This is a genomic window from Paracraurococcus lichenis (assembly GCF_030657435.1).
Lineage (GTDB): Bacteria > Pseudomonadota > Alphaproteobacteria > Acetobacterales > Acetobacteraceae > Paracraurococcus > Paracraurococcus lichenis.
Window position 1 is genome coordinate 1 of the sequence record NZ_JAUTWS010000057.1, and the last position, 12,371, is coordinate 12,371.

The following is a 12,371-nucleotide window of genomic DNA, read 5'->3' on the forward strand; positions in this document are numbered from 1 at the left end:
AACAACTGGGGAATTTTCGTCCAGCACTCCTGGGGAATTTTCGACCAGCATTGACACCAGAACTTGGGAACGCGTTGGGCCCAGCCAAACTGCCGCGTGCATCCCGACGATGAGGCGCGGGTGCGCGGGCTACTGCCGCAGGCGAGCCGAAGCGGTCGTGGAACCTGGGCGCGGAGCGGGGCATCGCCTAGGGTGCGACTACGCTCCCACCAGGAGACGCTGCAATGTTCGTCCGCTGCGCCTGTGAGCGCGACGCGGCGCAAGCATCCGAGGTCACCCGCCGGTCGATCGCCGAACTCTGCACAGCGGAATACCGGGGTAACCCGCTGGTCCTCGCCGGCTGGCTCGCCGACAAGACGCCGGCGGACTTCCGTCGCTGGATCGGCAGCGCCGACCGGGCCGTCTGTGTCGCAGTGTGGGAGGACGGGCAGATCGCCGCGGTGGGCATGGTCGCCTGGCGCGGCGAGATCCTGCTGAACTTCGCGGCGCCCGAGGCGCGGTTCCGCGGGGTGAGCAAGGCGCTGATGGCGCACATGGAGCGCCACCTGCGCGACCGCGGCGTGAAACAGGTCGTCCTCTTCAGCACGCACGTTGCGCGGCGGTTCTACGGCGCGCTCGGCTATGCCGAAGTCGCCCGGAGGGAGAGCCGGTTCGGCACACTCGACATCATCGAGATGGCGAAGCCGCTCGGGTAAGGACCGCTGCCCCGCCTACCCCGATCCTTGGCCGCCCCGGTCAGCGCCGTCGAACTCCGGTCGACCATGCCCTGCCAGCTCCGCCGCCAGAGGCATTCGCACCGCTGCTCTCGTCTCCCGTGGGGCCCGCCTTGCCTCAACGTGGCGGGCCGGCCGGCGCCCGGGCGAAGATCGGCGAGGCCGCGGCATCGTTGACGATGACCGCCGCATCCTCCGGCAGCAGGAAGCCTTCCTGGACCGCAGCAGCGGCGGCGGTGCGGATACGGTTCACGTAATCCGCATTGTCCCTGTAGCGCTCCGCGAGGCTCGCCGGCCCCGGCGAGCCGGGAGCCCGGCCTTGCGGGAAGGCCAGATAGGTCCCGACCAGCGAGCAGCTGAAGCTCGGCGGCTGGTTCTGCGCACCATGGACCCCGAGCGGCACGGCGATGTCCGGCAGGCGGATGCCACCGACGGCGTTGCCGTCGGCGTCGCGGCGGGGCACCTGCACCACGGCCTCCGGCAGGGCCTTCGGGGCCTGCAGCACGGTCGGATCCTCCGGTGCGGGCTCCAGCGGCATCAGCGTGGTCGGTGGTGGCGCGACATTGCCGGTCACCCAGCGGTCGAGGTGCAGCAGCGTCGCGCGGGCGACCGGTGCCCAGTCGAGACGCCCGGGCGGCAGGCTGCAGCCCTCCGCCCTGGGCACGGTCGCATGCGCCGCGCCGGCGACGTCGTACATCCGGACATTGGCGGGCAGCGGCAGGTCGGCGGTACCCCGGGCCCCGGTGCGGCCGAGCGAGGCGCGGATGGAATAGTAGTCCACCTGCGTGTTGATCAGCAGCATCTTCGGCGGCACTTCGCCGCGCGCCTCGGCCTTGGCGACGATCTCGCCGATGGTGAGCGGGCCGTCATGCACGCCGGGGAACTCGGGCTGGGCGAAGCTCGGCGCGCCATCAGCGCTGGAGCCCGGGCCGGTGCCGGAGCGAAGGATCGGCAGCAGGCCAGCGCCGGAGACGAAGACATGCATGCCGTCGAAGACCCGGCGGCCCTCGGCCTGGTTGAAGCCGTGCAGCAGGAAGGTCTTCAGGAAGCGGCCGTCCTGCGACTTGCCGCTGGCCAGCGCCCGGCTGATCCGCCCGGCCAGCGGGTTCGGCGTGCCTGTGGCGTCGGCTGCAGCATGCGCCAGGAAATCCCCGGCATCGCGGATAATGGCGAAGCCGACGCCCTCGACGAAGCGCCGCTTGCCCTCGGCATCGGTGAAGGCGGGCAGTTCGGCGCCCTGGCCGAGTTCCCAGTGCACCTCGGCGATGGCAAAGCCCTGGTCCTCGAGGAAGCCGGTCCCGGGCTCGAGATTGCCGGACTGCGAGGGCAGGCCGCGTGGGCTGTTGTACAGCGCGTTGGCATAGGGCTTGCCGCGGTTCGGCACATCGAGCAGCAGGGCGCCGTTGCCGCGGGCCGGATCGGTCGGGAGGAACAGGATAATGCGGGCGGCATACTCGACCATGCCGCGCGTGTTGCGGGTGGCCTTCTCGAGGTCGGGAATGGTGCCGGCATCGGGTGGCAGCTCGCCATGGATGCGGCCGTCCCAACGCTGGTAGTCGCCGGCGCGGAAGCTGCCATAGGGCTGCTTCGTGGTGATCTCGAGACGCGTCACCTTGGCCGCGGCAGGGCTGGCGAGGCCGGCAAGGAGGAGTGCGGCGGCGAGGCGGGCGAGGGGCGTCATGCGTGTCCTGCCGTTTCCTTGGGGGGCTTGTGCCGAGCCTATGCGTGACGCCTCGGCTTCGCCAGCAAGGCATGCGCTCGGTACGACGCCGACCGGTGCCAGCTGACCGCATCGGCGAGGTGGCGCACACCGCGGCATGACGCGGCGCCGTGGCGGCCATAGGCAGCACCCGCCATGGCAGCGGTCCACCCTGCCTGGACGATGCGAGCTCATCCCGACCACCTCTCCGGCCATGGCGCGCCCACGGCGACGCTGGTCTGCACCGCAGGTGGCCGCGTGCTGCAGAAGAGCTGTACGAAGGGCGTCACGCTGGCGATGGTGCCGGGCACGGGCCTCGGCGTCACCGTCAATCTCGCCGACGATGCCGACGCGTGCAGTTCGGGGGTGGGGACCGCCACGAGATTGGGTGCGAGCTGGATGGGGTAGTGCCGGGTCAGTGTTCCCGTCGAGGTAGAGGCGCGTGGCCTGGATTGTGAAGCTGGTGAGCGTCGGAGCCGCGGGCGGAGAACACAGCACTGAGGTCATGCAGATCGCCAGACCTGACGAGCTTACCGAGCTGGCCAGCCTGGGTCTCACCTTGGCCGAAGGCAGCGGCTCCTGGCTGGCGTGCAGCGGGAGATCGCCGCCGCGCAGGCCCGCGTTCATGTCCTGCGCCGTCCGCGAATGAGGCCGGGATGGAGAACCTGCGCCGCAGGCGGTCCCCGAGGACATTCGCGGCATGCTCGTCTCTGCCGGTTATGGCGGGGAGAGCGTCGTCTTCAGGCACCCTACCGACCAGACCTTCTACGACGCCATCTCTAACATCACCGTCGCAGCGCTCCTTTCTCGGCCCGTTGAGAAAGCCGTCGGTCAGTCGAGCGGGCCTGGCGCAATGTTGAAGGCGATGGCCGTGGTCTGATCGCCAGCGACGACGATCAGAATGATGACCAGGCCATCGTCCGGCGTGTCGATCGCAGTAAGCAAGGTCGAAACCCTGGCCTGGAAGCCTCGAGGAGTCCCCGCCCCCGTCAGCAGCCGCATGATCAGGCCGAGGTTGTAGCCGGCGACGTGGATCGGATAGCGCCTGTGCAGGTTCTCGCGCCCGCGCAGCCAGGCTCGGCGCATGCCACCGCGGTCTCGAAGCAGCGTGAAAGGAACTCGAGCGTCAATTCACGCCGCCAGGTTTGGCGCGAACGCTGACAAAGCCGCTCAGGCTGGCCGCGGAGAAACCGTCCAGGATAGGAAGCTTTATGCCGCCGGGCGGAACTACCGGCGGATCCGCGGCAGCATGGTCATTGGCAAGGGTGTCATTCGCAATAACAATGCAAACCTTCGGCATGCCATGGGCGCTCCATGGCCTCTAACGCATCGGTGCGCACAGGGTGTCAGCCGAACGGGTCGAGGATGACGCCATGACCATAGCCGGGGTATACGGGCGCCAACGGGACGGTGCCCACGGCAGTGCCGTCACTGACCCAGGCCCACCATCCCAAGGCCTCGGAGCCATCCTCGGGCCGCCCATGGACGTTGAACACCGCCCGCCCGTCGCCGAGGCCGGTGAGGTACAACGGATCGACATGGCCCACCAACTCGGTGCCGGTGGCGGTTCCGTCGCTGACCCAGAGTTCTTTGCCGTGCGCGCCATCGCCGGCCGCGAACAACGCCCGCCCGTTGCCGAGGCCGACGAGACCTCCGGGGCCGCTGTAGCCGTCGATGCGCGGATCGATGTCCTTCACCAGCCGGGTGCCCACGGTGGAGCCGTCGCTGACCCAGAGCTCGGGACCGTGCACCCCGTCATCCGCCACGAACAGTGCTCGCCCGCCGCCAAGCGCGACGAAGTCGTGCGGATTGCTCCAGGCCGGCCATCCAGGCGAGCCGCCCGGATTGATGTCGGCCACCAGCCGGGTACCCGCGGCAGTTCCGTCGCTCGCCCAGAGCTCCTTGCCTTGAGCGCCATCGTAGGCCACGAACAACGCTCGCCCATCGCCCAGCGCGACAAAGTCGTGCGGCCCACCGGCCCAGTCGGCGGAGCCCGGGTAGATGTCGGCGACCAGCCGGGTGCCCGCGGCAGTGCCATCGCTGACCCAGAGCTCGGGGCCGTGCGCGGCATCCTTGGCCGAGAACAGGGCCCGACCGTCGCCGAGGGCCACGAAGTTGCGGTCGTCTCTGTCGGTTCCGAACGTGTCGCTGCCGCTCCAGCCTGGATTGATGTCCTTGACCAGTGCCGTGCCCACGGCGGTGCCATCGGTGACCCAGAGCTCTCGGCCGAGGGTGGTGTCCTCGGCGGCGAACAGCACGCGCCCGTCGCCGAGGCTGACAAAGGCGAGAAGCGGCGGCACGCCGGCGACCGAAGCGAAGGATCTGATCAGCTCGGTGCCCGTCGTCGTGCCGTCGGTCACCCAGAGGCTCAATCCCACCTCGCCCTGGTCATGCTGGACGCCGAACACGGCATGCCCGTTGCCAAGATCGGTGATGTTGTGGGGAGGATCGGCGGTTGGTCCGCTGCTCCAGGAGCCCGCCCGAGGCTGAAAGCCCGCGCTGGTGTCCCTCACCAGCCGGGTGCCGTCGGCGGTACCGTCCGTGATCCAGAGGGCGGAGCCATTGCCTTCTCTGGTGCCGAACAGAGCCCGCCCGGCACCGAGGCTGGCGAGGTTGGTGTCTTCGTACTGCCCATAGGTGCTGGGGTGCCACACCATCCAGGTTCCCGCGGCGGTGCCGTCGCTGACCCATAGTTCCTGCCGGCCGTTGAACATGAAGCGCGGCGCGGTCGGATCCCGAAGCTCGACCGTGCGATCGCTGAACCGCAGCCGCTCGACGTCGGTCAGCGCGTCGGTGCCTTCGTCGCCGTCCGCCGGGTTCAGGTCACGCACCGCCGCTCGGCCGTCCTCGAGGCGAAGGACTTCGTAGTCGGCGGCGCGGCCGGCATAGAGGGCGGTATCGCTGCCGCCGCTGCCGGTCAGCTGATCGTTGCCCGCGTCACCTTCGAGGAGGTCGCCACCGCCGGGCGCCCCGCCCGCTCCATCGCCGAACAAGGCATCATCACCGGCCCCACCGGTGATGGTGTCACTGAGATGGCTCCCATACAGGGTGTCATTGCCATCGCCGCCGTTGAGGGCACCACTCGCTTCCTCGGCAGCCAGGAGAAGGTCGTCTCCGGCACCGCCGTCGAGCTGATCCGACGCGTACATGTCTGGGCTGCTCGCGCCGCCCGACAGCGTGTCCGCCCCGGGCCCGCCGGCGAGCACATCGCTGCGCTGGCCACCGGCGATCCAGTCATCGCCGTCTCCACCCGCGACAGTGGTCCGGATCTCGCCGCCGACCGAGAACACGTCGGCGCCGCCACCGAGATCGACCCAGGCGCTGCTGGACCATCCCGCGTAGCCGCGGGTCAGGCTTGCCGCGACCGCCGAGCCGAAGGTGGGGTCGGTCGCCGCCGCGGCGTCGACGTCAAGCGGCGAGAGGTGGACCGTATCGTTGCCCTCTCCGGAGGCGACGCGGAACTCCCTCGACCATGGCGTTGCCCAGTCATCGTCATTCTGGACGAACTGGATGTTGACCAGGTCATCACCGGCGCCCGTCACGACGTTCCCGCGTTTGGCGCCCAGAAGCTCGACATCCGAGCGTGCGTCGGAGGTGCGGCCGACGATGGCGTCCACATGCACGAAGCCGCTGAACGTCAGGCTTGCCGCGTCATCGCCCGTTGCGACGGCATTCTTGACGCTGTTCCAGGGTCCGACGACGTCGAGGACCGTGTGCGCGACGGGATCACTGTCCGTGGTGGCGATGACGTGCCCGCCGAAGAGCGTGTCGCTGCCATCGCTGCCGGGGGTGTACACCGGCGAGGCGATGGCATTCGGTCGTGGCGGGGCATCGAGGCCGGAGGAGTCCGGCAGCAGGTCCGGATCGGTGCCTGGCAGGTATTTCTGCAATTCATAGCTGGCGCTGCCAAAGGCAATCTGGACGGACATGGTTGTCTGCTGCCGCTCTCGGGGCCGCTGCACGTGAATGCGGCGGCCGTGGTCGATGCCGGTTCGCTAGCATGCAATCGCAGCCGAAAGTTAACCGCGGCGCCTTGACCGGGCATCAGCCTGCCGGCGCGCCGCGGGGCACGGGAGCAAGCCGGCCCGCAACGACGCCCACCGGGACAACCAACCTCCCGCCTGCACCACGTCCGGTCTGCGTCGATGGCAGGGGTGCCATCGACGAGCGTCCCGAGCTGCCACGGGCAGAGGCGAGAACTGCGCCCTCGCAGCCTCATGGCGAGCACGGCAGGGTGGATTGTGAGCCAAGCCACATGGGCCGGGTGCCCACCTCGCTACACGGTTGCCATGCGATTCATAATCGGTCTTCTCATTGCGGTCTCATTCGTCTCGGCGCTGCCCGCCTGGGCACAGGCGCAGACCGGCAGCGTTTCACTGCTCGTGCTGTCCTGCGAGCGTGGCAACATGTCGGCGTGCAATGCCGTGTTGCCCCTCATCGGGAATGCGTGCCAGCGGGGTCAGCAGCAAGCCTGCAGCCTCCACAAAGCAATCCGCGTCCGCAGGCAGAGCGGCCATGCGGCCGAAGCGGTCAGCGATCGGACGCTGCACCAGCGCTGCTTCAGCGGCGATGCTGCCGCCTGCAAGCGCCTGCAGGACGGACCGCAGCGGGACGGCAAGGCGGAACAGCTTCTCGACATCCCCGGGCTGGGCCACTGAGGTATTGGGACCAGGTGGCGTGCCGTGGCCTGAGCGCTCGATTGAGGCTCAAACCAATCCGAGATCCGGTCCGGACACGGTCGATTCGGATCACCTGGACTGGGTTGGGATGCCAGGCGTGGTTCGAAACCGGGTCACACGCGGAGCTAGGTTGGCGCTGCCGGAACGGGTGATGGCATCCTCGGATTTTCACCGGTGGGGCGAGCATGGACCGAGGTGTCGGCGCGGCAGTCAGGCCGCTGCCCGAAAGCGGCCGCAAGGTCCTCGCCATCCAGGCCCTGGCCGGGACCGACACGGTCAGCGACCTGGCCGCCCAGCACGAGGTAAGCCGCAAGTTCGTCTATCAGCAGGCGCACAAGGCCAGCGCGGCGCTGGATGACGCCTTCTCGCCCGCCGTGCGGGACGACGACGTGCTGTTCGAGCTGGCGGTGACCAAAACTTGGCTGCGTCAGGTCATCGTCGCACTGCCGCTGATCTGCCGCAGTTCGTGCCGCGGCGTCGTCGAGTTCCTGCGCGACCTCCTGGGTCTGCCCGTCAGCCTGGGCCAGGTCCACGATGTGCTCCAGGCCGCCACGCGGCAGGCGAGCGTGGTCAATGATGAGCCAGACCTGTCGGGCATCCGGGTGGGCCTGCACGATGAGATCTTCCAGGGCGCCACGCCGGTGCTGGCCGGCGTCGATGCCAGGTCGACGTACTGCTACCTGCTTGTGGCGGAGCAGCACCGTGATGCCGACACCTGGGGCGTGCACCTGCTCGATGCTGCGGAGCGGGGGCTGCGACCCGACTACACCATCGCTGATGCCGGGCGGGGCTTGCGCGCCGGGCAGCAGGCGGCCTGGGGCGACACGCCGTGCCACGGCGACGTGTTCCACATCCAGCGCCAGTGCGAGGGCCTGGCCAACACGCTATCGCGCCTCGCCACGGGCGCCACAACCCGGCGCAAGGTGCTGCAGGCCGGGACCAGCCGCGCCGGAGAGCGGGATCCAGAAGGCAAGCTTGACGTCCAGCTCGAGCAGGCCCGTCACGCAGAAGCTCAGGCATCATGCCTCGCCCGCGACGTCCGAACACTCGTGCAGTGGCTGCGCCACGACATCCTGGCCCTGGCCGGCCCTGACCTGGCGACCCGGCGAGAGCTGTTCGACTTCACCGTCGCCGAGCTGATGGCCCGCGAGCCCGAGGACCCGCGACGCATCCGCCCGGTGCGTGTCGCCCTGCAGAACCAGCGCGACAACCTGCTTGCCTTCGCCGGCGTGCTCGACGTCGAATTGGCCGCCATCGCACGCGCTCACGCCGTCCCCGAGCCCCTCGTGCGCGAGGCGTGCATGCTGCATCGTGTGCCCACCACCTCTACCGCATACTGGCAGGGGTGGAGCGAGTTACGCGCACAGATGCGGGGCAAGTTCCACATCCTGTTCAACGCCGTGCACCGGGCCATGGCCAGCACTCTGCGCAGCAGCTCCCTTGTGGAGAACCTCAACTCGCGACTGCGCACCTACTTCACCTTGCGTCGTCATCTCGGCGGCTCATACCTGGACCTGCTGCGGTTCCTCCTGAACCACCGCCGCTTCCTGCGCAGCCGGCATGCCGAGCGCCAAGGCAAAAGCCCGCGGGAGCTGATGACCGGCCAGGGCCATCCGCACTGGCTCACCCTGCTCGGCCTGGGACCGCTTCAGCCCCGGCGAGCTTGACGCGAGGTAGGCTGGTCGCCTCCCGCACTGGGCACATCAGACGTCGACATCCGGCCCTCACAGGCCGGCGCTCTTTGTGCGCCCGTGTGACCCAAAACTGACCGATTCTGAACCACGCCTGGCCGAACAGTGTTGCGACCTCATGCTGACGATAGTCCTTCATCCGACACGGGGTGCCGCAGGTCCGGCACTCCGGGCGGAGCGCGGCATGAAGACGGGCCTGCGCGGCGACGATTTCCTGCTGCACGCCGGCCAGGAGCTGCTTGCTCTCGGCCAGGGTCAGCCCCAGGCTGGCCAGGTCGGCGAGGGTGTCGGGCCTGGGGATATGCAGGACGTCGGTGCTGTGCTCCGTCCCGTCGGCCTCGACACCCACCAGTCTCACGATCCAGGCCACGTCGACACCACCTCCGTGGGGAAAACGAGCCAGAGCATACCCGCTCTCGGTGGCAGACCCCCAATTCTGCGGCAGTCCCGGTATAGATGCGGGTAGGGCTACGTGCGTCAACACTACGGATGAGATCGACAAGACTTTCCTGCGTTTGATCGGGTATCCTCCCCTGGCACGGGTGACCGCGCGGCGAAGAGCGGGGCTCGGAGGTGCAAGCCCCGCCGCGCAGCCTTACCGTCGCGCCTCCTTTGCGGCGCCCGTGCGCCCTGATGCCGGCCGCGCTGGCTGCCAATTCTTGACCGCGTGCTCGTAGGCACGCTCGGCCTGTTGGGCGACCTCGATTTCGCGGTCGCGGAGTTCCTTGACGTGGTAGTCACGGCTCGGCCCGGGCTTGTTGCCCTTGCGCATGGGCTGTCCGGCCTGCAGCTCCATCGACCTGACCTTGTGGGCCACCAGCGCCGGCCGCTTCCAGAGATACTCGGTCTCCTTGGTCAGCAGGTGCCAGCAGATCACGGCCAGCTTGCGGGCGACCGCCACAGCGGCGACCTGATGCCCTCGCTTGGCACGGATCCGCAGGAAGAAGGCGCGCAACGGACCAGGCGCCTTGCTCGCTGCCCAGGCTGCCTCCACCAGCATGGCCCGTGCATGCGCACGGCCGTGCTTGCTGATGCGGCCATGCTGCGCGAGACCAAGACCGGACTGGCGGACGCGCGGGTTCAGCCCGAAGTAGCTGACCAGCTTCTCCGGTTCGGAGAAGCGCTTGACGTCGCCGATGGCGGCGACGAGACCGGCTGCGACGGTCAGATTGATGCCGGTGATGGTCAGCAGGCGCTTCGCCGCCGGATCGTCGATCACCGCCTCGGCGACCTCCCGATCCAGCGTGGCCAGATCCTCGCCGAGGCGATCGATCTCCCGCAGGTGCCGGGCGATGGCAGCCTTCTCGTCCTCGGGCAGATCCTGCCGCTCCAGCCAGGCACGGCCCAGCTTGCCGAACAGGTCGGCATGCGGGCACGGCGGGATCAGGTGCGCATGCAGGATGGCATGCACCTCGTTCTTGACCCGCGTCCTGTGCCGGACGACCTGGTTGCGCCGAGCTACCAGCCGCCGCCGGCGTTCGGTCTCCGCGTCCGGCAGCCAGACCTCCGGCAGGAAGTCGGCCGCCTGCAGCTGCGCCAGCACGCCGGCGTCGATCTTGTCGGTCTTGATCCGGGCGTGCGCGATCGCCTTCACCTGCAGCGGATTGGCCATGATCACCCGCGCCACGTACGGGCCGAGCAGCCGCACCACCGCCATGGCGTTGCCGGTCGCCTCGACCACGACCTCGTCGGTCTTGGCCAGCGTTCGTCCAAAGCCCTCCAACCCTGATCGGGTCATGTCCACCCGCCCGAGGGAGCGCAATCGCCCCTCTTCCCAGGCTACCACCTCCGCGAAGGTGCGGTGGACGTCCATGCCGATGACACGTCGCATCCTGCTCCTCCTTCAACACGGTCGACGGGAGCGGTGGGCAACACGACAACTACGGATCCGCGCTCTCGGCGCAACCGGGCAGGTCGCGGGGGCGGCCAGCTACTAACGCGAGCTCTCAGCTCATCATGTACATCGGCCTGCCCACTCTGCGTGCTCCCGGTGCCCCTCGTCCCGGATGGTCGCACCATACGCCGGGACACCAAGGCCGTCCCAGCCGGACGAAGCAGGCACCGCGGTCTACATACCGGTTACCAAGGCGCTTGCCATAGTTATGTAGGTCCGGAACTGCCTGCATATCGCTCGATGAGCTCGCGCGCTAGCGCAGCCTCCGTTACCAGGATTGTGCCGCCAATTCGGAGGGCGCAGACCTCGCCATCTTCGGCGCGGACCCGTTGCACCGCTTCGCCATACCGCTCAAACCCACCTGCACGGACGACGCGTGCCGTGTCAGGGCCTGTCACCTCCAGCTCGGAGGCGTCGAGGAAGGGCGTGAGCACAGCCGGGTTGGCCATGAGCACCCGTGCATCGCCTGCCGGCACCAAATCGATCGCTCCCCAGAGGCTCCACCATTGCCCCGACCAGTCTGCCGCCTCCGCCCCCGGCACGCCGTCGCAGAGGGTCTTGAGGATGTGCACAATCCCATCCACCCAAAGCCAGGCGAAGCCGTCGACCGCATTGGTGAGCACGGAAACGGCCAAGTCCTGCTCCGGCATTACCACCGTACGGCTGAGGGATCCCTGGAAACTTCCGGGGTGGCCGAAGAACTCCCATTCGCCCGGTGGCCCCGCAACGACGCCGTACCCGTAGTATCGCTCAACCGACGCGTTCTCGTCACGCCAGCGACGGTGAACCAACTCGCGCCGGCTGGAGACCGAGAGAATGCTGGTGGTGGCACCAGGGGCGAGCTGACCGAAGAAGCGCGCCATGTCGGAGGCGGTGGCTACGAAGCCAGTAGCAGGCGCGAGGGCGCCAGTGGGGTTGTCGCCGGGGATCACAAGCCGTCGCCCAAGGGGTAGCTCCGCACTGTGCCCGCGCGCCAACGGGACTCCCTCCGGCACGTAGCTGATATCCGCCGAGGTTTCTTCCAGGCCGGCCGCGGCCACGACCTCACGGCCGATCCATGCTGTGTAGGGCTCTCCTGTAGCTGCTTCGATTACCAAGCCAAGCAGGCCATAGCCGTGGTTCGAGTACTTAAACCGCAATCCGGCCTCCAACGGAGGCGGGAGCGCCAAGTCGGCAAGAAGCCCAGCTGCGTCCGCGAAGGGGCGCCGATCAGTGAAAGCTGCGCCACCGTCCACGCCATCCCGGGGCAGCCCGGCCGCATGCGCAAGGAGCTGACCAAGGGTCGTGCTGGCTACGGCCGAGTGAAGATTGCTGACGAACTGCCCAGCGGGATCGTCGAGCCGCAGCGCGCCCCGCTCGCGCAGAAGCAGGATGCCGGCGGCAGTGAAGGCTTTGGAGTGGGAGGCAACGCGGAAGCGATGGCGCGGCGTCAACGACTCACCGGTTGCCACGTCCGCAACCCCGAACGCTGCTTCCAGCAGGACGCGCCCGCCTTGAACGACCGACACAGCGCAGCCAGGCTGCCGCCGCAACCTAGTTTGGAATTCTGTCCAGCGCTGGATGTAGGCAATCGCCCTGTTGAGCCTAGTGTCCATGCCAGCGTAGTGGCTCACCTTGCTCATGCCGCTCTGCTCCATCTATGCGTGATCTTGCGGTCGCTCTTGGCCAGCGATCTGACTGACGCGCCAACACCTC

Annotated in this window: 11 protein-coding genes; 4 read left to right on the forward strand and 7 right to left on the reverse strand. The window is 68.4% G+C overall.

All coding sequences use genetic code 11. From position 1 onward, the window contains the following. Positions 1 to 224 precede the first annotated feature (224 nt). Positions 225 to 695, forward strand: a complete 471-nt coding sequence (locus tag Q7A36_RS30685; protein WP_305107597.1) for a GNAT family N-acetyltransferase — start codon at positions 225 to 227, stop codon at positions 693 to 695. A gap of 136 nt (positions 696 to 831) precedes the next feature. On the opposite strand, the gene Q7A36_RS30690 is transcribed toward Q7A36_RS30685, so the two are convergent. Beyond that, positions 832 to 2,394 carry an alpha/beta hydrolase domain-containing protein gene (locus tag Q7A36_RS30690; RefSeq protein WP_305107598.1) on the reverse strand — a complete coding sequence of 521 codons (1,563 nt, stop codon included), beginning with the start codon at positions 2,392 to 2,394 and terminating at the stop codon, positions 832 to 834. A gap of 174 nt (positions 2,395 to 2,568) precedes the next feature. On the opposite strand from Q7A36_RS30690, the gene Q7A36_RS30695 reads away from it, so the two are divergent. Then, on the forward strand, positions 2,569 to 2,820 hold the full coding sequence (locus Q7A36_RS30695) for an asparaginase (protein ID WP_305107599.1): 252 nt from the start codon (positions 2,569 to 2,571) through the stop codon (positions 2,818 to 2,820). A gap of 423 nt (positions 2,821 to 3,243) precedes the next feature. Here Q7A36_RS30695 and Q7A36_RS30700 read toward each other — a convergent pair whose 3' ends face one another. Genes Q7A36_RS30700 through Q7A36_RS30710 form a run of 3 tightly spaced genes read right to left on the reverse strand, consistent with a single transcriptional unit; the run spans position 3,244 to position 6,341 of the window. Next, on the reverse strand, positions 3,244 to 3,498 hold the full coding sequence (locus tag Q7A36_RS30700; RefSeq protein WP_305107600.1) for a hypothetical protein: 255 nt from the start codon (positions 3,496 to 3,498) through the stop codon (positions 3,244 to 3,246). Between the two features lie 40 nt (positions 3,499 to 3,538). Then, entirely contained in the window at positions 3,539 to 3,712 is a 174-nt protein-coding gene (locus Q7A36_RS30705; RefSeq protein WP_305107601.1) for a hypothetical protein, read from the reverse strand. Between the two features lie 46 nt (positions 3,713 to 3,758). Continuing rightward, on the reverse strand, positions 3,759 to 6,341 hold the full coding sequence (locus tag Q7A36_RS30710; protein ID WP_305107602.1) for a hypothetical protein: 2,583 nt from the start codon (positions 6,339 to 6,341) through the stop codon (positions 3,759 to 3,761). Positions 6,342 to 6,701: 360 nt separating this feature from the next. Here Q7A36_RS30710 and Q7A36_RS30715 point away from each other — a divergent pair, with 360 nt between their 5' ends. Together Q7A36_RS30715 and Q7A36_RS30720 are read left to right on the forward strand one after the other, a co-directional pair. Further along, positions 6,702 to 7,070 (forward strand): hypothetical protein, encoded by a 369-nt coding sequence (locus tag Q7A36_RS30715; RefSeq protein ID WP_305107603.1) that lies wholly within the window; start codon positions 6,702 to 6,704, stop codon positions 7,068 to 7,070. A gap of 206 nt (positions 7,071 to 7,276) precedes the next feature. Next, positions 7,277 to 8,758 carry a hypothetical protein gene (locus tag Q7A36_RS30720; protein ID WP_305107604.1) on the forward strand — a complete coding sequence of 494 codons (1,482 nt, stop codon included), beginning with the start codon at positions 7,277 to 7,279 and terminating at the stop codon, positions 8,756 to 8,758. Here the strand turns inward: Q7A36_RS30720 and Q7A36_RS30725 are convergent. The 3 genes from Q7A36_RS30725 to Q7A36_RS30735 all read right to left on the reverse strand — a co-directional run bounded on the left by Q7A36_RS30725 (position 8,715) and on the right by Q7A36_RS30735 (position 12,298). Continuing rightward, entirely contained in the window at positions 8,715 to 9,152 is a 438-nt protein-coding gene (locus tag Q7A36_RS30725; protein ID WP_305107605.1) for a hypothetical protein, read from the reverse strand. The genes Q7A36_RS30720 and Q7A36_RS30725 overlap by 44 nt on opposite strands. 225 nt (positions 9,153 to 9,377) lie before the next feature. Then, complete coding sequence (locus Q7A36_RS30730) at positions 9,378 to 10,595, reverse strand: IS110 family RNA-guided transposase (protein ID WP_305107626.1); 1,218 nt, start codon at positions 10,593 to 10,595, stop codon at positions 9,378 to 9,380. A 287-nt stretch (positions 10,596 to 10,882) separates the two neighbouring features. Then, positions 10,883 to 12,298, reverse strand: coding sequence for a serine hydrolase domain-containing protein (locus Q7A36_RS30735; protein ID WP_305107606.1), 1,416 nt, complete (start codon positions 12,296 to 12,298; stop codon positions 10,883 to 10,885). Between the last annotated feature and the right edge of the window lie 73 nt (positions 12,299 to 12,371).